The following is a 21,854-nucleotide window of genomic DNA, read 5'->3' as shown; positions in this document are numbered from 1 at the left end:
GTGTCGGTGTCGGTGGAATGGCGGTCGGCAGGTGCTCAGTTGGCGGGGAGTGCCGACGCCGTCAGTTGGGTGGCCGGCGCGATGCGCTCGAGCGGGATGGCGGCGATCTCGTTGACCTGCCGTACGGCGGTCTCGGACGATGCCTCGAACAAGCAGTGACACGAGCCGTCGGAAGGCACGTAGACCGAGCTGATGTAGCGGACCGGCGTACCTTCTCGGGTGAGCTGATCGGCGGCGTCACGAGCCCTGACAGCGGCGGCCGTGACGTCGCCGGCCGCAACGCCCGGCAGTTGTCGCTCGACGATGTAGGTGATCATGGGGACTCCCTGTGCTGGCCGGCCCCGATGGCCGGCGACACCGACGACGCTACGAATGCGGCGACCGGACTCGCGTCGGGGAAACCCCTACGCTTCTCCCTGCACCGGAGCCGCAACTGCGTGGGCCAACTGCGCGGCGAGCTGCGTGCGGGACGTGACACCGAGCTTGCGATAGACGCGAGTCAGGTGCGCCTCAACGGTCTTGGGACTCAGGAACAAGCTCGTGGCGATGTCGCGATTGCGTGCCCCCTCGGCGACGAGCAGGGCGATCTGCAACTCCTGCGCCGTCAGCTGGCGCCGGGGGTCGTCGCCGTGCGGCTGAAGGGTCTCGCCGGAGACCCGCAGCTCGCTGCGCGCCTGGTCGGCCCACAGCGCGGCGCCGTACTCCTCGCAGATCGCCAGCGCCGATCGCAATTGGTCTCGTGCGGCCGAGCGTCGGCCTTGACGGCGGAGACGCTCGCCGAAGCACAACCTCGTGCGCGCCTCCGCGAGTGGAGCGCCGACATCGCGGGCGAGCTCGAGGGACTCGATGAACCAGGTCTCGTACTCTTCGTCCGGGGCGAACAGTCCGCGACACCGAGCGACGGCGGCGAGGACACTCGCGGCGCCTCGCGGCCTGGCGTAGGCCTTGAGCCTTTCGATGAGCTCCACCGCCAGGTCGACCTGACCACACCGCACGTAAGCCTCCGCGAGATCGCCCTCGATGCCGAAGGTTCGCGGCTCGCTCACACCGCCGGCGGCCAGGAGTTCCGCGGCGGGTGCCAGCTCGTCGACGGCAGCCTGGTGCCTTCTGGACGCCAACCCCAAGGTGCCCAATGCCGCGGCGCACGTCACTCGTAGCTCTTCGGCCGGACGGGTGATTCGATCGACCTGTACGGCGTGCGCCTTGCACTCGATGCTTCGACCGAGGTCGGCCTCCACCCGGGCGAGTCCAGCCAGTGCCGTCGCCAGTTGGACCGGCTCGTCGAGTGACTCGGCAAGGGCACGTGCCTCGTCGGCCCGGACCAGGGCGTGATCGAGGCGAGCACCGCGACGCGCCACTTCCGCGGCATTGGTCAGGGCGTTCGTGAGCATCCAGAGGTCGCCGCTCGCGCGGCACAGCTCGATCGCACGGGTGAGCACGCGCTCGGCATCCGCCGACCGGTCCAGCCAGCTGAGCACCGGCCCGAGCATCGCCAGCGCGCTGACGTCATCTCCTTGCTCGGCCACGCGGGCTGCCTGTTCGGTCAGTCGCGCTCCGTCGTCGGTCTTGCCGGCCATGACGAGGGTGTAGGCGACCTTGAACGTCACCACCAGTGGATGGTCCCGGCAGCCGATCAGGTCCCACGCCTTCAACGCATACGGCAACGCATCGGCTGCCCGGCACTGCGCACCGAGGTCGACGACGGCGTACGCGAGGAGCTTGGCCGCCCGTTCGGCGTCGTACGGCGCGACCCGGTCGGCGGCCGCCTGGAGGCGCTGGGGTGGGTCGGCGTGGCCGCGCCACAGCGCAACCCGGGCGCGCTCGTGCTCTGCGTCCGCCCGGAGCAACGGATTCCCGCTCGCCGCGAGCACAGCCTCCAGGTGTTGTTGCGCGACCGAGTGATGCCCGGAGAGAAAGGCGGCCACCGCGGCGGAGTAGGTCCGCTCGGCTCGTCGCTCAGGATCGGGACTGAGCCGCGCGGCGAGCTCGTAGGCACGGCACTCCGCCCAGCGCCCGCCGCGGTTCCGGGCGAGGTCCGCTGTCCGTGCCAGATCGGCCGCGATCGCCTCGTCCGGGGCCACGGCCGACAGCGCAGCGTGCCAGGCGCGCAGTTCCGCCCGCCCGGCCGGAAGTGTCTCTGCAACGGATCGATGTGCGGCCTGCCGCTCAGCGATCGTCGCGGTCTGATGGACCACCGAGCGGAGCACCGGATGCCGGAACACCAGTCCCGACGAGGTCCAGCGCACCAGACCGGCTCGCTCAGCGTGATCGAGCGCCGCGGGATCGCCGGTGAGAGCTCTGACCGCCGGCAGTAGTTGTTCCGCTCCCGTGTCCTCACTCACCGCCAGCACCAACAGGGCGGCCCGGGACGGCGCGGGTAGCGCCTCGAGCTCCCTGCGATAGACATCGGCGATCTCGCTGCCCACTGGCAGCGGTTCGGGCAGTGGCACCTGTCCGCTCAGCTCGGTGGGTTCAAGCGCAGCGACCAGCTCACGCAACGCCAGGGGGTTTCCGGTGGCCGCTCGCAACAGCATCGATCGGACGGACTCGGGCAGCTCGTGTCGTGCCGCGGCTCTGAGCACCTCACCGGCCGCGTCGTCGCCGAGACCTTGAAGCCGGAGCACCGGTATCCCGCGCGGCAGGTCCGTGTCGGGCCGTGGGTCGCGCGCTGCGAAGACCATGGCGATCCGCTCGGACTCGATTCGCCGTACTGCGAAGGCGAGCGCGGACCCCGAGGCGGCGTCCAGCCATTGAAAGTCGTCGACGAGGCACAGCATCGGCAGAGCCGCGGACGCGTCGGACAGCAGCGTCAGCGTGGCCGCCGCGACGGCGAATCCGTCGACCTCCTGCGCCGCGGTCTCGGCGAAGGCGGCATGCAGCGCGTTGGCTTGGCGGACGGGCAGTGCCGCGATGCTGTCTGCCGCCGGCCGAAGCAGCTCGAACAGCCCCGAGTAGGGCAGTTCCGTCTCGGTCTCGATCCCGGTAGCTCGCAGGATTCGGAAGTCGGCCGCACCCGCGGCGGTGTCGTCGAGCAGCGAGGTCTTTCCGATACCGGGCTCGCCCAGCACCAGCAACCCACCCCCGAACCCGGCCTGAGCCCCCGCGAGCAGGCGACCGACCCGAGCCCGATCCGCGTCGCGCCCCACCAGCACACTTCACCGTACCCCTGACACCGCCGGCGCACCCAGGCGCAGCACTCTGCGCAGCTGCTCGCGAGAACCACGGCGAGGGTTCGGCTAGAGTCGCTCTGTCAATCGACGGCATCAGCAGGAACCCGGTGTGAGTCCGGGACGGTCCCGCCACTGTGACCACCTTGTGTGGGAGTCAGGAACTGCCGCCGTCGAACCTCCGGACGGGGCGTGGACACCCCGAGGAAGGATCGTGGCCCATGAACGAGCGAAGCGAGTTCATCGTCAGACACCGTCCCGCGAACCTGCTGCTGCTCTCCACCGCCGACACCGACCTGCTGGCCGCCTCCGAGGCGGATGCAGGCTGGAAGGTCGCGAATCCCGCCCGGCTGGACCTCGCCGAGCTGACCCCGCTGCTGGACTCCGCCGAAGTCGTGGTGGTCCGCCTGCTCGGCGGTCGCCGAGCCTGGGAGGAGGGGCTCGACGCGGTGGTCGCGTCCGGCAAGCCGGCCGTGGTGGTCAGCGGCGAGGCGGCGCCCGACGCCGAGCTCATGTCGCTGTCGACGGTCCCCGCCGGTGCGGTCACCGAAGCGCTCGCCTACCTGCGCGAGGGCGGCGCCGGGAACCTCCGCAACCTGGCCGGGTTCCTCCGCGACACGATCCTGCTGACCGGCGACGAGTTCGATCCGCCGCAGGCACTTCCGGCGTACGGCGTCCGTGGCACCTTCGTCGAGGACGAGCGCCCGGTCGTCGGCATCGTCTACTACCGCGCGCACGAGATCTCCGGAAACACCGCGTTCGTGGACGCACTGGCCGCCGCGGTGACGAACGCAGGCGCACAACCGTTGCCGGTGTACTGCGGCACCCTCCGCGGACTGGATCCGACCAGCCCCGACAACGCCGGCCTCTTCGAGCTGCTGCGGAAGTGCGACGTACTGGTCACGACTCTGCTCGCCGCCGGTGGATCCGTCGCGGCGGACGCGAGTGCGGGCGGTGCGGACGATGCGTGGGACGCGGGTGCGCTCGCGTCGCTCGACATCCCGCTGATCCAGGGTCTCGCGCTGACCTCGACGCGCGAGCAGTGGGAGGCCAGCGACGCCGCGGTCAGTCCGCTCGACGCGGCGACCCAGGTGGCGATCCCGGAGTTCGACGGGCGGCTGATCACGATCCCGTTCTCGTTCAAGTCGTACGACGAGGACGGCCTGGCTCGTTACGCGCCCGACCCGGAGCGCTGCGACCGGCTCGCCGGGATCGCGGTAGCACATGCCCGGCTGCGGCACGTCCCGGTCGCCGAGAAGCGGCTCGCTCTGGTGCTGTCGTCGTACCCGACGAAGCATGCGCGGATCGGGAACGCGGTCGGTCTGGACACTCCGGCGTCCGCGGTCGTGCTGCTCGGCCGGCTCCAGGAGGCCGGGTACGACCTCGGTGATCTCGACGTGAACGAGCTGGAGGGTGACGGGCTTATCCACCGGCTGATCGCGGCCGGTGGTCACGATGTCGACTGGCTGACCGACGAGCAGTTGGCGAACGCGGTCGCGACGATCCCGCCGGCGACGTACGAGCAGTGGTTCGGCCGCGCCCCGGAGTCGTTGCGGGAGGCAATGACCGAGGCGTGGGGAGCGCCGCCGGGGGAGTTGTACGTCAACACGGCCGGTGAGATTGCGCTGGCGGCCTTGCGGTTCGGGAACGTCGTCCTGATGATCCAGCCGCCGCGTGGGTTCGGCGAGAACCCGGTGGCGATCTACCACGACCCGGACATGGCCCCGTCGCACCACTACCTGGCGGCGTACCGCTGGCTGGAGGCCTCGACGGACGAGGGCGGCTTCGGTGCGCATGCCGTCGTACACCTGGGCAAGCACGGGACGCTGGAGTGGCTGCCGGGCAAGGGCATCGGGATGGCGGCCGACTGCGCGCCGGACGCCGTACTCGGGAACCTGCCGATGGTCTACCCGTTCATCGTCAACGACCCCGGCGAGGGGACGCAGGCGAAGCGGCGGGCGCACGCCACCGTCGTCGACCACCTGGTGCCGCCGATGGCCCGGGCCGAGACGTACGGCGACATGGCGAAGCTCGAGTACCTGCTCGACGAGTACGCGACCGTGCAGGCGCTGGACCCGGAGAAGGTGCCGACCCTGCGGGCCCAGATCTGGACGCTGATCCAGGCGGCGCAGTTGCACCACGACCTGCACACCTCGGAGAAGCCCGAGGACGACGACTTCGACGAGTTCGTGCTGCACCTGGACGGCTACCTGTGCGAGATCAAGGACGTGCAGATCCGTGACGGGCTGCACGTGCTCGGCGGCGCGCCGGTCGGCGAAGCGCGGATCAACCTGGTGCTCGCCGTACTGCGGGCCCGGCAGCTGTGGGGTGGGTCGTACTCGATCCCGGGTCTGCGTACGGCGCTCGGCGACAGCTTCGGCGTGTCCGAGGCCGACCTGCTTGCGGACCCGGGGAAGAGCGTCGATCTCGCAGACCTGGCGACGCTGGCCGATCTGCCCGCGGTGACCGGCGCGGACGGCGTCGACCTGCTCGAGGCTGTCGCCCGGAAGCTCGTCGTCGGGATGGAGACGCTGAGCTGGGACGCCGCGAAGGTCCCGGTGGTCGTCGCCGAGGTCATCGGGCGCTCGTCCGCCGGGGTCGAGGCCTCGCTGAGCTTCGCCGCGACTGAAGTGGTTCCGCGGCTCGCCCGGACCGGTGATGAGCTGGTCAACGTCCTCCGGGCGCTGGACGGCCGCTTCGTCGAGGCAGGTCCGTCGGGGTCGCCGACCCGCGGGCTGGTCAACGTGCTGCCGACGGGCCGCAACTTCTACGCGGTCGACCCGAAGGCGATCCCGAGCCGCAATGCCTGGGACGTGGGCGTCGCGCTCGCCGACTCGCTCCTCAACCGGCACAAGGCCGAGACAGGGGAGTGGCCGCGGTCGGTCGGTCTGACGGTGTGGGGTACGTCGGCCATGCGCACCCAGGGCGACGACCTCGCCGAGGTGTTGTGGCTGCTCGGATGCCGCCCGGTCTGGGACGAGGCGTCCCGCCGGGTCACCGGCTTCGAGGTGGTCCCGCTCGACGAGCTCGGCCGCCCGCGGGTCGACGTCACGGTCCGGATCTCCGGGTTCTTCCGGGACGCCTTCCCGCACGTCGTCGCGCTGCTGGACGAGGCGGTCCGCGCGGTCGCCGCGCTGGACGAGCCGGCGTCGGACAACTACCTGCGCGCGCACGTGGACGTCGATGTTGCCGAGGGCAATGATCTGCGGTCCGCCACCGCCCGGGTATTCGGCTCCAAGCCCGGCTCGTACGGCGCCGGCCTGCTGCCGCTCGTGGACGCGCGGAACTGGCGGACCGACGCCGAACTCGCCGAGGTGTACGCGGTCTGGGGCGGGTACGCCTACGGCAAGGACCTCGACGGCGCCGAGGCCCGCGGGTCGATGGAGCGCGCCTACGCCCGGATCCAGGTCGCGGCGAAGAACGCGGACACCCGCGAGCACGACATCATGGACTCCGACGACTACTTCCAGTACCACGGCGGCATGATCGCGATGGTCCGCCACCTCACCGGCTCGAACCCGAAGGCGTACGTCGGCGACTCCGCCGTACCGGCGCAGGTCAAGACGCGGACGCTCGAGGAGGAAACCAAGCGGGTCTTCCGGGCCCGCGTGGTGAACCCGCGCTGGATGGCAGCGATGCAGCGGCACGGGTACAAGGGCGCCTTCGAGATGGCCGCGACGGTCGACTACCTCTTCGGGTACGACGCGACCGCCGGGGTCGTCGACGACTGGATGTACGAGACGCTGACCTCGGAGTACGTAGCCAACCCGGAGATGGCGGAGTTCTTCCGCAAGTCGAACCCGTGGGCGCGGCACGGTATCGCGGAGCGTTTGCTGGAGGCAGCGCAGCGCGGTCTGTGGTCGGAACCGAGCGCCGAAGCACTCGAGACGCTACGCAGCGCAGTCCTTGAGACGGAGGGTGACATCGAGGACCGCGGCTGATTGGGTAGAGGTATGGCGCCTGAGAACCTGAGAGTCCTGATCACCAACGACGACGGCTACCAGGCGCCAGGCATCCGGGCACTCGCTCCCGCGATCGCCGAGCTCGGGTACGACGTACTGGTCGTGGCGCCGCTGGACGACCAGAGCGGCGTCGGCTCGGCCCGCGCCGGGATGGTCGACCGGCCGATCCGGACCGCCTCGGAATCCGAAAGCGGCATCACGTACCACGGCATCGACGGGACGCCGGCGCTCGCCGTGACGCTGGCGACCGTCGGGGCGTTCGGCATTGCGCCGGACCTGGTCGTGTCGGGGATCAACCGCGGCCACAACATCGGCGTACCGATCTTCCACTCCGGGACCGTGGCCGCGGCCCTGACCGCAGCGGGCCAGGGACTGTCGGCGGTTGCCGTCAGCATCGACTCCGAGGACCCCGGGCACTGGGGCACGGCAGCTGCGGTGGCTGCCGAGGCACTGACCTGGATCGCGCCGGAGCCGGCCGGGACGGTGCTGACCATCAACGTGCCGGACCGCCCGCTCGACCAGTTGGCCGGCGTACAGCACGCGTCGCTGGCGCCGATCAAGCGATCCCGGATCACCGGTGCGACCGCGCCGACCGGGGAACCGATGATCCACCTCTCACCACCCGCGGCGAACCCGGTCGCCGGCTCGGACGAGGCCCTGCTCGCCGCCGGGTACGTCGCGGTGACCCCGATCATCGGCATCCGCGAGGTCAAGGACGACGCGGCAGCCACCGCCTTGGCGAAGCGACTCTCCAGCTACCGCTGAAGCTGTACGTCGCGGAGTACGGTCCGCCGGACGCGCCACCGTCCCGACGAGCGGATCAACCTCGACGTACTGATCGCGGACTTCGAGGAACTGCGCGACGACCTCGGCATCGAGCGGTGGGCGATCCTCGGGCGCTCGGCCGGCGGCAACTAGGCGGTCGAGTACGCGATCCGGCATCCGTCCGCGGTCAGCGCGGTGATCTTCGACTGCCCATGCTGGGACTTCGACGACCGCCACCGGCTGCCGATCTTCGCCCGCCTGTACGACGACCTCGGCGACCCCGAGCGCGCGGCCCGATGCCGGGAGCTGGCGATCGTCGACCGCCGGCTGACGGCAAGATGTACGAACTCGCCTGGGGTCTCGGCGACCGCTTCCACGACCTGTCGTTCCACGATCCGTCCCGGCGGGCCGAGTTCCGCCGGATCGGGGAAGCGGCCGGCTTCACCGACGAGATGTGGGAACGCGGCAACAGCCACCTGGTGACGCTTCCCGAGCTCTACACCTCCAAGCTCGACCGGCTGCCCCTCATCACCCAGCCGACCCTCCTGATCGAGGGCGCCGACGACCTCGCCACCGACCCGTCTCGATCCAGACCTACCGCGACAACGCCCCCACCGGCCAAGTGCTCACCTTCGCCCGCTCCGGCCACTACCCCACTTCGAAGAACCAGAACGCTACGCCAACCTGGTCCGCTCCTTCGTCCTGGACATAACGCAGTAACTCTGCATCCTTTCCAGATGCCGTCGGGTCCGCTCCGCACGCTCCCACCCGCCCGGTCCACGCGCTTCATTCGACCGAAGCGTGGTCCCAGCGAACGTGGTTCGTGAGCTGACCGCACTCGGTCAGCTGCGGCGTGGTTCGGGGGCTGTGTGATCCGACGGCGCCCTCTGCCGTCCGTGAGGTGCGCGCTCCCGCCCAGACGACGCCACCAGCCCTCCCTGGACAGCCCACGAGCCCCAGCCACCACCGTCACCACAGCGGTCCTCGACACTGCCGCATCCCACCCAGATGCCATCGGCCCACCCGCCTCGCACACCCAGCACGGACACCGTCGTTGTCCACAGGGCGCGTCCGGCTGTGGATGACCTGGTTGCTGGAATCCCTTGAAAATAACGGGATTCTGGTTTGAATTCTGTCGGTGATGGTCCCTAGGGTTGGGGTATGGAACTCCTGGGCGAGCGGCCGGTCTGGTCGATGAGTGGCGGCGAGATGCTGTCGACTCTCGACACACTCGAGGCCGAGCTCGCCCGGCTCCAGACCTACCGCCTGCACCTCATCGGCGGCCTGGACAGTGTTGGGTACGCCGAGGAGCTCGGCGCCCACGACACGGCCAGATTGCTGGCCTTCCGGTATCGCCTGAACGGTATCGACGCCCGGCGCGACGTACGGCTCGCCCTTGCCCTCCCCAAGTACGCCGACGTGTCGGCGGCACTCCCCGATGTGACAGCCCAGTACTCCACTGGCGACGCCGAGGGCGCTGATGACGCCGAGGGCGCTGATGACGCGGCGAGCGCCGATGATCGTGCTGCTGATGGTGAAGACCGGTGGTTGCTCCGTCCGGCCCAAGCCGAGGCAGTCGTGTCAGCGCTCGAGCGCGTCCCGTCGACGGTCCCCGCAGCGGACCTCGCGGTCGCAGAGCAGCAACTGGTTGCCTTGGCACGCCACCTTTCGCCGGCCGAACTTCGCCAAGCAGGCAAGGAGATCCGAGACCTCCTGGACGCCGACGGCCCGGAGCCCGATGAACGCAAGGCCAACGCCCGCGAGTCTCTGACCATGAGTACCGCCGACCATGGCGTCACGTTCCGCGGCTACCTCGCCAACGAGAACGCCGAACTGTTCCGGACACTGATCCACGCCGGGGCAAGACCACACAAAACCGTCGACGGCGAAGCAGATCCACGATCTCGTGACAAGCGTCAGGCCGACGCCTTGACCAGCGTCCTGACCGCCGCCGCCGTTGCAAGCGACGCAGGCCTCACGCCCGATACCACCAACAGTTCCAACCGCGCGGGCGGTGCTGCTGATGATGTGCGTGGAGCTGCGGGTGGAGGGGTGCCCGGCTTCGGAGCCAAGGCGAACATCACTGTCACCATCGACCTGGCGGATCTGAAGGCGGCCACCGCTCACGCAACCGGCAAGCTCGTGTACGGCGACGACCTGTCCGTGGCCGCGATTCGCCGACTGGCGTGCGACGCGAAGATCATCCCGCTGATACTCGGCACGCACTCGGAACCACTCGACGTCGGCCGTGCCGAGCGACTAGTCAACCGATCGATGCGCCGTGCCCTGAACGCGCGTGACCGAGGCTGCGTCGTGTGCGGCGCTCCACCGATTCACTGCGACGCCCACCATGTACGCAGCTGGATCGACGGCGGCCCCACGTCCATCACCAACCTCGTCCTGCTGTGCCGCCGTCACCATCTCGACCTGCACGCCGGGCACTGGACCATCGCCATCACCAACGGCACGGTCCACGTGTCCCGCCCATCCTGGGCCGACCCACCACCACCCCGCGCAACCTACCCCGACAAGTCGAGCAGACAAGGCCAGGACGAGCCCACCACCCGAGTCCGTCCCATGCCCACGCAATCCCACCCACCCGCCCCCCACGGCAAACCCGACATGACCCCCGGCGCTCCCGACCCGCCGCCAACGCACCCCGCGACCAGCGAACGCCCGCCTCAGCCCAGCCGCTGGACGTCCGACGAGACGACCCTCCAGGACGCGGCCCGCTTCGCAATCCTGGGCTGAACCCTCAGCCGTGCCACGAGGGTTCGGGCCTCGGCGTGCCCGAGTTCCCGCCCCCGGCAGCTGAACAGCCTGAACCCGGCGCAACGCGTCAACTCAGGCCAGCGTGGTCCAGGTTCGGGTCGACCCGGGCGCGCTCGGCCTGCTTGGGAGTCGCGTCCACTGACCAAATGCGGGTTGAGCCCATGAACCGCCGCCGCCGGGATCCCGCTGCAGTCGATGAAGCGCGATCCAGCACCCAACCGGGTGGGTGCGAGCGTGCGTGGGCAACCCCCTTCCACCCCACCCCCACACCACTCCCACCGCACCCCGCGCCCACACCCCGCGCCCACACCACTCCCACCGGGCCAGCTCGGCGGATCACGGCTGGCTGGGATCCCGCTGTACTCGATGAAGCACGACAAGCGCCCAACCGGGTGGGCGGGAGCGTGCGTGGGCAACCCCACTCCCACCCACCCCCTCCCGCCCCACACCACTCCCACCCGCACCCCGCGCCCACACCACTCCCACCGGGCCAGCTCGGCGGATGACGGCTGGCCGGGATCCCGCTGTACTCGATGAAGCGCGATAGCGCGCATGCCGGCACGTGGGAGCGCGCGGACCGGTGGCGACGAAGGAGCCGGTTGCGGGAGCGTGTAGGACGAACCACTCGACTCGGGTCGGCTGCGAGCGCGCGTGGGACATCAGACCACTCCATCCCGCCTGGGGTCGGCTCGGCGGATCACGGCCGGCGGGATCACGCTGCAGTCGATGAAGCGCAAGCGCGCAACGCCGGGCGGTGGGAGCGTGAGTGGGGCTGACAACTCCACGCCGGCTCGGCTCGGCGGATCACGGCCGGCGGGATCACGCTGCAGTCGATGAAGCGCGATAGCGCGCAATGCCGGGCGGGTGGGAGCGCGCGGAGCGGCGGCGACGGGGGAGCCGGTGCGGGAGCGTGTGTGGGGCTGACCACTCCACCGTGCGTGGGGAAGATCTCTTGTCTTGTCGGTGATGGGGGCGGTGGGGTGTGCCATGATCGGGCGGACGGGTGTGGAGGAACACCGGTGACCGGCTTGGCCGGGAGTCCGGGGCGGTCCCGCCACTGTGACCGGGGTGACCCGGGAGCCAGGACATCTGCGCTCCGTCCGCCGCTTCGCGATCTCCGCGGTGCGGCGTACCAGCTGCCGTAGCGGGCGTGGACACCCGCTCGACGAAGGGACCCCGCCGATGCGGCCTGCAGTTCAGAGCTTCCCGTTCACAGCGGTCGTGGGGATGGAGGAACTGCAGCTCGCGCTGGTGCTGTCCGCGGTCTCGCCGGCGATCGGCGGTGTGCTGATCCGCGGCGAGAAGGGTACGGCGAAGTCGACCGCCGTCCGCGCGCTCACCGAGATCCTGCCGCCAGTGGACGTCGTCCCCGGCTGCCGCTTCTCTTGCGACCCCGACCACCCCGAGCCCACCTGTCCCGACGGCCCCCACCACGACGAGCGGGGCGTTCGGGGGGCTCGGTTGGTTGAGTTGCCGGTGGGGGCTACTGAGGATCGGGTCTTGGGGTCGTTGCATCTCGAGCGGGCGTTGGCTGAGGGGGTCACGGCGTACGAGCCTGGTCTGTTTGCCGCCGCGCACCGCGGGTTGTTGTACGTCGACGAGGTCAATCTGCTGCACGACCATCTGGTCGACGTCTTGCTCGACGCCGCCGCGATGGGTCGTGCGACCGTCGAGCGCGACGGTGTGTCGGTCACGCACTCCGCGCGGTTCGTGCTGGTCGGCACGATGAACCCGGAGGAGGGTGAGCTCCGCCCGCAGCTCCTCGACCGCTTCGGCCTGACGGTCGACGTGGTCGCCAGCCGCGATCCCGCCGTACGGGTGGAGGTGATGCGCGCCCGGCTCGCGTACGAGGCCGACCCGGCGACCTTCATCGCGAAGTACGACGGCGCGCAGCGGGAGCTCGCGGAGCGCATCGTGAAGGCGCGCGCCCTGCTGCCCGAGGTGATCCTGACGGACTCGGCGCTGCGCCAGATCGCCGAGATCTGCGCGTCGTTCGATGTCGACGGGATGCGCGCCGACCTCGTCACTGCGCGTACGGCGGTCGCCCACGCCGCCTGGTCCGGCCGGACGGTCGTCGAGGTGGACGACGTACGTGCCGCCGCCAGGCTCGCGCTGCCGCACCGCAAGCGGCGGAACCCGTTCGACGCGCCCGGCCTCGACGAGGAACAACTCGAAGAGGCGATCAACAACAGCACGCCCCCACCGGACCCCGACGACGACCCGGACGGCGACCCGGACGGCGACCCGGACGACAACGGCGGCCCGGGTGGCGAGCGTGGCCCGGACGCCGGCGGCTCGGATCGCGAGGGCGGCCCGGACCGAGAGCGCGGCCCGGACGGGCCGGACGCTTCGAGCGGCCCCGACTCGGACCACGAGTCGAGGGGAGACCAGGGACTGGCTCCCGTAGGTGAGGTCGTCGGCAGCTCGGAGCCGTACAAGGCCCGCCTGCTCAGCGTGCAGTCGCCCGGCGCCGGAGTCGCGGGCCGGCGGTCGCGCGCGATCACCGAGGTGGGCCGCGTGGTGGGCGATCGCCCGCGCATCGGCCGCGAGTCCGGCAGACCGCACCTGCTGGCGACCATCCGGTCCGCGGCACCCCATCAGCAGACCCGCGGACGCACCGGCGCAGGCCTGACCGTACGGGCATCCGACGTGCGGCTGGCGGTGCGGGAAGGGCGTGAGGGCAACCTCGTCCTGTTCTGCGTCGACGCGTCCGGCTCGATGGGCACGAAGAAGCGCATGAGCGAGGTGAAGACCGCGATCGTCTCGCTCCTGCTCGACGCCTACCAGCGCCGCGACACCGTCGGCCTCGTCACCTTCGCCGGCGCCACCGCCACAGTCGCGCTGCCGCCGACGGGCAGCGTCGAGACCGCCGTACGGCGTCTTGAGAGCCTGCCGACCGGCGGACGCACCCCACTCGCCGAGGGCTTGCTGCAAACAGCAGAAGTACTGCGGATCGCAGCCATCCGCGACCCACGTCGTCGACCCCTGCTGGTGCTCGTCACCGACGGCCGAGCCACCCACGGCGACAACGCCTTCGCGCGCGCCAAGCAGGCCGCCGGATGGCTCGCCCAGCAAGGAATCGCCGCCGTCGTGGTCGACTGCGAACCCCGCCGCGGCGTACGACTCGGCCTGGCCGCCGAGCTGGCCGTCGACCTGTCCGCGGAGTACCTCGACCTCGGGGAAGTTGCTGCCGGCAACCTCATCCGCATGGTCACGGATCGGAGGGCGGCCTGATGCCGAAGGGGCAGCCCACCGCCGTGCCACAGGACGGCCTGACCACCCGGCAGCGCCGGAACCGGCCGCTGCTGATGGTGCACACCGGTGAGATGAAGGGGAAGTCCACCGCCGCGTTCGGGATGGCGCTGCGCGGCTGGAACCAGGGCTGGAACATCGGCGTGTTCCAGTTCGTGAAGAGCGCGAAGTGGAAGGTCGGCGAGGAGAGCGCCTTCAAGGCTCTCGGCCAGGTGCACGAGACGACGGGCCAGGGCGGTCCGGTCGAGTGGCACAAGATGGGGGAGGGCTGGAGCTGGTCGCGCAAGGCCGGTACCGAGGAGGACCACGCCGCCGACGCGCTCGAGGGCTGGCGGGAGATCCAGCGCCGGATCCAGGCCGAGACGCACGACCTGTACGTGCTGGACGAGTTCACCTACCCGATGAAGTGGGGCTGGGTCGACGTCGACGAGGTGGTCGACACCCTCGTCAACCGCCCCGGCCACCAGTACGTCGTCATCACCGGACGGAATGCCGACCAGCGGCTGCTCGACGCCGCCGACCTGGTCACCGAGATGACCAAGGTCAAGCACCCGATGGACGCCGGCCAGAAGGGTCAGAAGGGCATCGAGTGGTGATCCCACGGCTGGTGGTCGCCGCGCCTGCGTCGGGTGCCGGGAAGACGACGGTCGCGGTCGGTCTGATGGCGGCGCTGCGGCAGGCCGGGCACACGGTCGCGGGGTTCAAGGTCGGTCCCGACTACATCGACCCGGGTTTCCACGCGGTCGCGACCGGACGCCCGGGCCGCAACCTCGACCCGATGCTGCAAGGTGAGGAGCGGGTCGCACCGCTGTTCGCGCACGGCGCCGCGGGCGCCGACCTGGCCGTCGTCGAAGGCGTGATGGGCCTGTACGACGGCGCACTCGGGACCGAGGGCTACGCGTCCACGGCACACGTCTCGAAGTTGCTGAAGGCACCCGTCGTCCTCGTCGTCGATGCCTCCGCCGCCGGTCGCAGCGTCGGTGCCGTCGTCAACGGTTTTGTTGCCTTCGACACCGAGGTGCGGATCGTCGGCGTGATCCTCAACAAGGTCGGGTCGGACCGTCACGAGGCCGAGGTCCGGGCCGGTGTCGCGCCGACCGGCGTACCGGTTCTCGGCGTACTGCGACGGGACACGCGGCTCACCGTGCCGAGTCGCCACCTCGGCCTGGTCCCGGCCGACGAGCAGCGTGAGCAGGCGGCCGCCGCGGTCGAAGCCGCTGCCGAGCTGGTCCGACAAGGCGTCGACCTCGAAGCTTTTGTCGCTGCCGCACGCGCCGCCGCCACCGAATTCACGGAGCCATGGGATCCGGCCAACGAAGTCGCACTGGCGGAGGCCCGAGCGGGGGCGGGGGCGGCAGCGCGAGCCGGATCGGGAGCGGGGGCGGCGCGAGCCGGGGAGGCAGCGCGAGCCGGGGCGGAGGCGGCGGGAGCCGGGGCGGAGGCGGCGGCGGGAGCGAGGCGGCCGGTGGTGGCGGTGGCCGGTGGGGCGGTGTTCTCGTTCCGGTACACCGAGACGGCCGAGCTGCTTGCAGCCGCCGGGGCCGAGGTGGTCACGTTCGACCCGCTGTCCGACCCGTTGCCTGAAGCAACAGCCGCGCTGTACCTCGGTGGCGGCTTCCCCGAGCTGCACGCCGAGGCCCTGTCCGCCAATGACAAGCTCCGCCGCCAGGTGGCGTCCGAGGTCGCGGCCGGCCTGCCGGTGATCGCCGAGTGCGCCGGCCTGCTCTACCTGTGCCGCGAGCTCGACGGCCACCCGATGACCGGCGTGCTGCCCGCGACCGGCCGGATGACCGGCAGCCTGACCCTCGGCTACCGTACGGCGATCGCCGCGACCACGACCGCCTTCTTCGACGAGGGCCGCCGCGTCCGCGGCCACGAGTTCCACCGCACCACGATCGACCTGGACGCCGAAGTGGCTCCCGCGTGGCACCTCCCCAGCGGCACCGAGGGAATCACCCAGCCTCGACTCCACGCGTCGTACCTCCACCTGCACTGGACCGCGACGCCCGATGTCCCCAGCCGTCTGGTCGCAGGCGCCCGCATCCACGCCGGGATGACGAAGTGAACCTCGTCGTAGGCATCGGCCTGCGGTCCGGTACGTCGTACCGCGAACTGCGGGACCTGGTCGACGCGGCACTGGCTGGAGCGGGCGGGGGAGTCGTGCGGATGGTGGTCACCATCGACGGCCGGGAGACCGAGCCGGGCCTGCAGCGACTGGCGGCGTCCCTCAACGCAGTCCTGCACACAGCGTCGCCCGACGAGTTGTCGCGTCAGTCGGTGCCGACACCGAGCCAGCAAGTCGCCAGACTGAAAGGTACGCCGAGCGTCGCCGAGGCAGCGGTCGTCCTGACCGGCGCAGAGCTGCTAGTGACCAAGCGCCGCTCGATCAACGCCACCGCCGCGGTTGGCCGCCTCCATGCCGCACCTGGCTACCCGCCGACCGAGCGGGATGTGGTCCACCGCGTGCTGGCCGAGCGTCGCGACGTACGGCGAGGCTTCGTCGACAAGCCGATCGCGGACGACGTCCTGATGCGGGTGCTGGAGTCTGCACACCGCGCGCCGAGTGTGGGACTCAGCCAGCCGTGGGACTTCCTGCTGATCCGCGACATCGCCACCCGCCGCAAGGTTCACGACCTCGCCGTTGCACAGCGGGACGCGTTCGCAGCCTCCCTGCCGGCCGACCGGCGGCAGGCGTTCGACGGCCTGAAGATCGAGGCCATCCTCGACACCCCGCTGAACATCGCGGTCACCTGCGACCCCGGCCGCGGCGGCAGGCACGTGCTCGGCCGGCACGCGGATCCGCGCACGACCTGGTTCTCCGCGGCCATCGCGATCCAGAACCTCTGGCTCGCCGCGCGTGCGGAGGGCCTTGGCGTCGGCTGGGTGTCTTTCTTCGAGCCCGGTAAGGTCGCGGCGGTGCTGGACCTGCCTGCTCACATCGAGCTCGTCGGCTACCTCTGTGTCGGACATGTGGACGAGTTCGCGCCTGCACCAGAGCTGGTGCGGACCGGCTGGGCTGCCCGACGTCCGCTCGCCTGGGCGGTGCACCACGAGGAGTGGGGACGACGGAGCTCGTCGCCGGAGGACGACGCTGCGCAGGCCGCTGCGGACACAGTGGCCGTCGCCACTCAGCGGGTGCACCTGGTCATCGACGGTGATCCTGCGGAGCATCTGGGTGCGCCTGACGTGCTCGTCGTACTGCTGGGACCCGATAGGCCCGCGGCGGACTTCGGAGTGCTGTGGCGACCGGCTCGCACACCGGTGGAAGCGGCGGAGCTCGGTGTCGAGGTTGCCCGTGACCTGGCGCTGCAGGGGGTCGGGCAGCTCGCCGTACAGGTAGTAGAACAGTCAGAGCGTGCCGATGGCTTCGTCCGCGGGCTCCGGGCGGGTGCAAGAGCCTGCGGGGTGAAAGACTTCCAGGCATGACAGTTCCGCCACAGGGTCAAGCCGCCATGTACGTGCCCGCGTTCTCGATGAAGCAGCGGGTCACGATGATGGCGAACAAGTACGAGCTGATCGCCACCAACCCGGACGGCTCGGACGGGCAGCTGCTGGCGTTCGCGCAGCAGAAGCGGATGGCCTTCAAGGAGCAGGTCACCTTCTACAGCGACGACACCAAGACGCAGCCGGTGTTCTCGTTCAAGGCGCGCAAGGCGATCGACCTCGGCTCCGGGTACGACGTCCTCGACGCGAACGGCCAGCCGATCGGCTGGTTCAAGAAGGAGTTCGGCAAGAGCCTGCTGCGGTCGAGCTGGCAGCTGGCCACGGCCGGCCTGGAGGCGGACGGCACCGAGCGCAACCACACCGTCGCGATCGTGCGCCGGATCTGGGAGTTCGTCCCGTTCGTCGGCGAGATCCCGCTGCCGTTCATCTTCCACTTCGACTACGCCGACCGCGCCACCGGGCAGCCGGTGCTCTCGGTCGAGCGGAAGGTCTCGGTGCGTGACCGCTACCGGATCAGCGTTCCGGACCCGCGCCTGGACTTCCGGGTGGCCGCCGCGATGACGGTGGCGCTGGACGCGCTCCAGAGCCGCTGACTCGACCCAGCACATCGACCCAGCGCGGTACGTCGTACCCCCGGCGTACTGCGCTCGTCGTACCCGGCCCTCACTCTTTTGGGTGAACTGCCCCTGAGACCACTTGGTTCCACGTTGTCACGGTGCGAGTCTTGAGACATGGGGATAGCGCAGCGCAGTCGACGGTGGTTCGTACCGGTCACGGCAGTCGCGGTGGTCGCGGGGGTGGGCACGCTCGGTCCGGTGGTTGCGGACGCGTCACCCAACCTGCCCGACATCACCGCGCAGGAGCTGCTGACCAAGGTCCAGACCGCCAAGGTCGACGGCCTGAGCGGGACCGTCCGGTCCGCCGCGGACCTCGGCCTGCCGGCGCTGCCCGGCGTCGAGGGCGGCAACCAGGTCCCCGACCTGCTGAGCGGTGAGCACACCGCCCGGGTCGCCTTCGCGAGCCCGAACAAGGCACGCGTCTCCGTGCTCGACCACATGGCCGAGCGGGTCTTGACGACCGACGGCAAGACGGCCTGGGCCTACGACTCCGCCGAGCGCGAGGCGGTCAAGCTGACGCTGCCGGAGCGCGCCCAGCGGCCGCACAAACCCGAGCTCAAGCCGGAGTCGTACAACCCGGCGGAGGTGGCCAAGCAGTTCCTGGCCGCGATCGACCCGACCACCAAGGTCGAGGTCAGCGGGACCCAGGAGGTCGCCGGCCGGGACGCCTACAAGCTGCGCCTGCTGCCGAAGACCGACAAGTCCACGGTCGGCTCGGTCACGCTGGCGATCGACGCCAAGAACTGGGTGCCGCTCGAGGTGACCGTGATGCCGAAGACCGGGGACGACCCGGCGGTGCAGCTCGGCTTCTCCTCGGTGTCGTTCGACGTGCCGGCGGCGAGCACCTTCACCTTCACCCCGCCGAAGGGCGTCGAGGTGAAGGAGAAGAAGGTGCCGGCGAACGCCCCGAAGGCGATCCAGCCCAAGCGGCCGGCCCCGAGTGCTGACGACAAGCCGACCGTGATCGGCGAAGGCTGGGAGAGCGTGGTCGCCGTCCGCGACGTCGACATCGACCGCTCCGGCCCGGTCGGCCAGCTGCTCGCGAACGCCCGAACGGTCGAAGGCTCCTGGGGCAAGGGCAAGATCCTGACCAGCAAGATGGTCAACGCGCTGATCACCGACGACGGCCGCGTCCTGGTCGGCCTGGTCAGCCCGGACACGCTGGTCGCCGCCGCACCGAAGGCTCCACGCTAACCGTGACAGGTCCCGCCTCGTCACCGGTGGTGACCAAGGGGCTGACCAAGCGGTTCCGGGGCGGGCAGGTCGCGGTCGACGCGGTCGACCTCGAGGTGCCCGCCGGGAGCGTGTTCGGGTTCCTCGGGCCGAACGGGTCCGGCAAGACGACAACCATCCGGATGCTGCTCGGGCTGATCGCGCCGACGGCGGGCTCGGTCGAGCTGCTGGGGGAGTCGATGCCGAAAGCCCAGTTGCGAGTGCTGCCCCGGGTCGGAGCGCTGGTCGAAGGACCGGCGTTCTACCCGTTCTGGAGCGGCCAGGCGAACCTGCTCCGCTTCGACGCGGCCGACCGGACCGCCGACCCCAAGACGCGCAAGGCGCGGGCAGGCCTCGCGCTGGAGCGCGTCGGGCTGTCCAACGCGGCGAACAAGAAGGTGCGCGCCTACTCGCTCGGCATGCGGCAGCGGCTGGCGATCGCGGTCGCGCTGATGCAACGCCGCGAGCTGCTGGTCCTCGACGAGCCGACCAACGGGCTGGATCCGCAGGGTACCCGCGAGGTCCGGCACCTGATCCAGGAGCTCGCGAGGGACGGCACCACGATCTTCACCTCGACCCACCTGCTGGCCGAGGTCGAGCAGGTCTGCACCCACGCAGCCGTGATGAGCCGCGGCCGGATCGTCCGCCAATCCACCGTCGCCGACCTGCGCGCCGAGCTTCGCCCCCGCCTGGTGGTTCGTACGCCGGACCTCGGCCAGGCCGCCGAGACGCTGAAGAGCCTCGGTGTCACCGACCTGAAGACCACGGCCGAGACCGTCGAGGGTGACGCCGGTGAGCTGCCGATCGAGAAGTTCGCCGCTGCGCTGGTCGCCGCCGACGTCCGCATCCACGGCTTCGGACTGGAACGCCCCAGCCTCGAGGACGCCTTCGTGGCCCTGACCGGGGAGGGCTTCGATGTCGCCGAGTGAAGCCAGTGTGGAGTCAGTGGACGTCGGCCGTCCGAGTGCAGGCAGGCACACGTTCGCGCTGTTCCGGTCCGAGCTGCACCTCGTCTTCGGGCGGGCCCGGACGTGGGTGCTGCTCGCCGTGCTGGCCGCGGTCCCGGTGATGATCGGGGTCGCGATCAAGCTGTCCGGCTCGGAAGGCGACGCCGAGGGTTTCATCGGCCAGGTCGCCGGCAACGGGTTCTTCCTGATCGTCGCGAGCCTCGCGGTCTCGCTGCCGTTCTTCCTGCCGACCGCCATCACGGTGGTGTCGGGGGAGTCGCTGGCAGGCGAGGCGAGCCTCGGCACGTTCCGCAACCTGCTCACCGCTCCGGCCGGCCGGTCCCGGCTGCTCGCGGCGAAGATGGTCGCGCTCGCCCTGTTCTGCCTGGTCGCGACCCTGGTCATCTGGCTGTCCGGCCTGATCGCGGGCTTCGTGCTGTTCCCGGTCGGTGACGTCCTGCTGCTCTCGGGTACGACGGTCTCCCTCGGCGACGGCCTGGTCCGCGCGCTCGGCATCGCCGTACTGATCGGGCTGTCGATGCTCGGGCTGGCCGGGATCGGGTTGTTCGTCTCGTCGCTGACGTCGACCCCGCTGGCGGCGATGGCGGCCACGTTCGGCGCGTTCATCGTGTGCGGGATCCTCAGCGCGATTCCGCAGATCGACGTGATCCACCCGTGGCTGCTGATGTACGGCTGGCCGTCGTTCGCCGACCTGCTGCGCGACCCGCCGTACTGGGACGCCATCGGGCGCAACCTGCTCCTGCAGGGCGCCTACCTGGTCGTCTTCTACGCCGCCGCCTGGGCCCGCATCACCAGCCGCGACATCAACGGCTGAGACAATGGGCCGGTGGATGCCGACCTGGTCACCGTTCTGCGCTGTCCCGTGTGCAGCGACGCGCTGGCGCTGACCGAGCGTACGGCGACCTGTCCGCGAGGCCACGCGTACGACCTGGCCAAGCAGGGCTACCTGAATCTGTTGCCGTCGGCATCGACTGGGATCGACGGCGACTCGGCCGCGATGGTCGGCGCCCGCACGGTGTTCCTCGGCGCCGGCCACTACGTGCCGATCCGGGACGCGCTGATCCTGGCCGCGGCCGGCATGGGGGAGGACGATCTGCTGGTCGAGGTCGGCGCCGGCACCGCGTACTACCTGTCCGGCGTCCTCGGCACCGCGCCCGGCCGCCGTGGGATCGCCTTGGACGTCTCCAGGTACGCCGCTCGCCGGGCAGCCAAGGTGGACCCGCGGATCGGGTCGGTGGTGTGCGACGCGTGGCAGGAGTTGCCGCTGCTCGACGACTCGGCGCAGCTGATGCTGAACGTCTTCGCCCCGCGGAACGCAGCTGAGATGGCCCGTGTGCTCGCGCCCGGCGGCACGCTGCTCGTGGTCACGCCGAACCAGGAGCATCTGGCTGAGCTCGTCGGCGTACTCGGGCTGGTGAAGGTCGATCAGGAGAAGGAACGCCGGCTGCAGGAGTCGCTGGCCGGGAAGTTCGAGCAGACCGGCACTGAGCTGGTCGAGTCGGTGATGCGGCTCGACCGGACTGCGATCGAGCAGTTGGTGATGATGACACCGAGCGCGCGGCACCTGAACCACCGCGAGCTCGCGGGGCAGATCGCCGTACTCCCGGAGCCCTCGGTCGTCACGCTGTCCGTCACGCTCTCCACTTGGCGAGTCGCCTGAGTGATGATGCCGGCTCGAGCTCGGCACCACCGCGA

At 70.5% G+C, this 21,854-nt stretch carries 15 protein-coding genes and 2 riboswitches; of the genes, 12 read left to right on the top strand and 3 right to left on the bottom strand.

All coding sequences use genetic code 11. From position 1 onward, the window contains the following. Nucleotides 1-35 precede the first annotated feature (35 nt). Nucleotides 36-317 (bottom strand): nickel-binding protein, encoded by a 282-nt coding sequence (locus tag AB0H36_RS40570; RefSeq protein ID WP_360536077.1) that lies wholly within the window; start codon nt 315-317, stop codon nt 36-38. A gap of 87 nt (nt 318-404) precedes the next feature. Next, the gene (locus AB0H36_RS40565) at nt 405-3,146 is read right to left on the bottom strand and encodes a LuxR family transcriptional regulator (RefSeq protein WP_360536075.1); all 2,742 of its coding nucleotides are present in this window, start codon (nt 3,144-3,146) and stop codon (nt 405-407) included. Between the two features lie 76 nt (nt 3,147-3,222). After that, nucleotides 3,223-3,355: riboswitch (cobalamin riboswitch) on the top strand. A gap of 33 nt (nt 3,356-3,388) precedes the next feature. Here AB0H36_RS40565 and cobN point away from each other — a divergent pair. Both cobN and surE read left to right on the top strand, forming a co-directional pair. Continuing rightward, entirely contained in the window at nt 3,389-7,108 is a 3,720-nt protein-coding gene (cobN, locus tag AB0H36_RS40560) for a cobaltochelatase subunit CobN (protein WP_360536073.1), read from the top strand. A gap of 12 nt (nt 7,109-7,120) precedes the next feature. Beyond that, on the top strand, nt 7,121-7,894 hold the full coding sequence (gene surE, locus AB0H36_RS40555) for a 5'/3'-nucleotidase SurE (RefSeq protein WP_360536071.1): 774 nt from the start codon (nt 7,121-7,123) through the stop codon (nt 7,892-7,894). A 149-nt stretch (nt 7,895-8,043) separates the two neighbouring features. Here surE and AB0H36_RS40550 read toward each other — a convergent pair whose 3' ends face one another. Beyond that, nucleotides 8,044-8,370, bottom strand: a complete 327-nt coding sequence (locus tag AB0H36_RS40550; protein WP_360536069.1) for a hypothetical protein — start codon at nt 8,368-8,370, stop codon at nt 8,044-8,046. 685 nt (nt 8,371-9,055) lie between these two features. Here AB0H36_RS40550 and AB0H36_RS40545 point away from each other — a divergent pair. The 10 genes from AB0H36_RS40545 (at nt 9,056) to AB0H36_RS40500 (ending at nt 21,819) form a co-directional block, all read left to right on the top strand. Then, a complete protein-coding gene (locus AB0H36_RS40545) occupies nt 9,056-10,645 on the top strand; it encodes a DUF222 domain-containing protein (RefSeq protein ID WP_360536067.1) in 1,590 nt (529 codons plus the stop codon). Between the two features lie 1,032 nt (nt 10,646-11,677). After that, nucleotides 11,678-11,754, top strand: a riboswitch (cobalamin riboswitch). Nucleotides 11,755-11,848: 94 nt separating this feature from the next. Continuing rightward, nucleotides 11,849-13,900 carry a magnesium chelatase subunit D family protein gene (locus tag AB0H36_RS40540; protein WP_360536065.1) on the top strand — a complete coding sequence of 684 codons (2,052 nt, stop codon included), beginning with the start codon at nt 11,849-11,851 and terminating at the stop codon, nt 13,898-13,900. After that, the gene (gene cobO / locus AB0H36_RS40535) at nt 13,900-14,514 is read left to right on the top strand and encodes a cob(I)yrinic acid a,c-diamide adenosyltransferase (RefSeq protein WP_360536063.1); all 615 of its coding nucleotides are present in this window, start codon (nt 13,900-13,902) and stop codon (nt 14,512-14,514) included. Before AB0H36_RS40540 ends, cobO begins: the two co-directional genes overlap by 1 nt. Next, on the top strand, nt 14,508-15,983 hold the full coding sequence (locus tag AB0H36_RS40530) for a cobyrinate a,c-diamide synthase (protein WP_360536061.1): 1,476 nt from the start codon (nt 14,508-14,510) through the stop codon (nt 15,981-15,983). Before cobO ends, AB0H36_RS40530 begins: the two co-directional genes overlap by 7 nt. Continuing rightward, nucleotides 15,980-17,344 carry a 5,6-dimethylbenzimidazole synthase gene (gene bluB / locus AB0H36_RS40525; protein ID WP_360536059.1) on the top strand — a complete coding sequence of 455 codons (1,365 nt, stop codon included), beginning with the start codon at nt 15,980-15,982 and terminating at the stop codon, nt 17,342-17,344. Before AB0H36_RS40530 ends, bluB begins: the two co-directional genes overlap by 4 nt. Further along, a complete protein-coding gene (locus AB0H36_RS40520) occupies nt 17,341-17,955 on the top strand; it encodes a hypothetical protein (protein WP_360536057.1) in 615 nt (204 codons plus the stop codon). Before bluB ends, AB0H36_RS40520 begins: the two co-directional genes overlap by 4 nt. Nucleotides 17,956-18,093: 138 nt before the next feature. Continuing rightward, nucleotides 18,094-19,173, top strand: a complete 1,080-nt coding sequence (locus AB0H36_RS40515; RefSeq protein ID WP_360536055.1) for a hypothetical protein — start codon at nt 18,094-18,096, stop codon at nt 19,171-19,173. A gap of 2 nt (nt 19,174-19,175) precedes the next feature. Further along, the gene (locus AB0H36_RS40510) at nt 19,176-20,120 is read left to right on the top strand and encodes an ABC transporter ATP-binding protein (protein WP_360536054.1); all 945 of its coding nucleotides are present in this window, start codon (nt 19,176-19,178) and stop codon (nt 20,118-20,120) included. Continuing rightward, entirely contained in the window at nt 20,107-20,973 is an 867-nt protein-coding gene (locus tag AB0H36_RS40505; RefSeq protein ID WP_360536052.1) for an ABC transporter permease, read from the top strand. Before AB0H36_RS40510 ends, AB0H36_RS40505 begins: the two co-directional genes overlap by 14 nt. Nucleotides 20,974-20,985: 12 nt before the next feature. Further along, on the top strand, nt 20,986-21,819 hold the full coding sequence (locus AB0H36_RS40500) for a putative RNA methyltransferase (protein WP_360536050.1): 834 nt from the start codon (nt 20,986-20,988) through the stop codon (nt 21,817-21,819). Nucleotides 21,820-21,854 lie beyond the last annotated feature (35 nt).

The organism is Kribbella sp. NPDC050820 (assembly GCF_040653975.1).
Taxonomy (GTDB): Bacteria; Actinomycetota; Actinomycetes; order Propionibacteriales; family Kribbellaceae; genus Kribbella.
This window is presented reverse-complemented; position numbering and strand designations above follow the sequence as displayed.

What these genes read in the sequence shown, in the direction of transcription:
- AB0H36_RS40570 (WP_360536077.1), bottom strand. Translation starts at nt 317, where the DNA reads ATGATCACCTACATCGTCGAGCGACAACTGCCGGGCGTTGCGGCCGGC.
- AB0H36_RS40515 (WP_360536055.1), top strand. Translation starts at nt 18,094, where the DNA reads ATGGGGATAGCGCAGCGCAGTCGACGGTGGTTCGTACCGGTCACGGCA.
- AB0H36_RS40545 (WP_360536067.1), top strand. Translation starts at nt 9,056, where the DNA reads ATGGAACTCCTGGGCGAGCGGCCGGTCTGGTCGATGAGTGGCGGCGAG.
- cobO (WP_360536063.1), top strand. Translation starts at nt 13,900, where the DNA reads ATGCCGAAGGGGCAGCCCACCGCCGTGCCACAGGACGGCCTGACCACC.
- cobN (WP_360536073.1), top strand. Translation starts at nt 3,389, where the DNA reads ATGAACGAGCGAAGCGAGTTCATCGTCAGACACCGTCCCGCGAACCTG.
- AB0H36_RS40520 (WP_360536057.1), top strand. Translation starts at nt 17,341, where the DNA reads ATGACAGTTCCGCCACAGGGTCAAGCCGCCATGTACGTGCCCGCGTTC.
- surE (WP_360536071.1), top strand. Translation starts at nt 7,121, where the DNA reads ATGGCGCCTGAGAACCTGAGAGTCCTGATCACCAACGACGACGGCTAC.
- AB0H36_RS40505 (WP_360536052.1), top strand. Translation starts at nt 20,107, where the DNA reads ATGTCGCCGAGTGAAGCCAGTGTGGAGTCAGTGGACGTCGGCCGTCCG.
- AB0H36_RS40540 (WP_360536065.1), top strand. Translation starts at nt 11,849, where the DNA reads ATGCGGCCTGCAGTTCAGAGCTTCCCGTTCACAGCGGTCGTGGGGATG.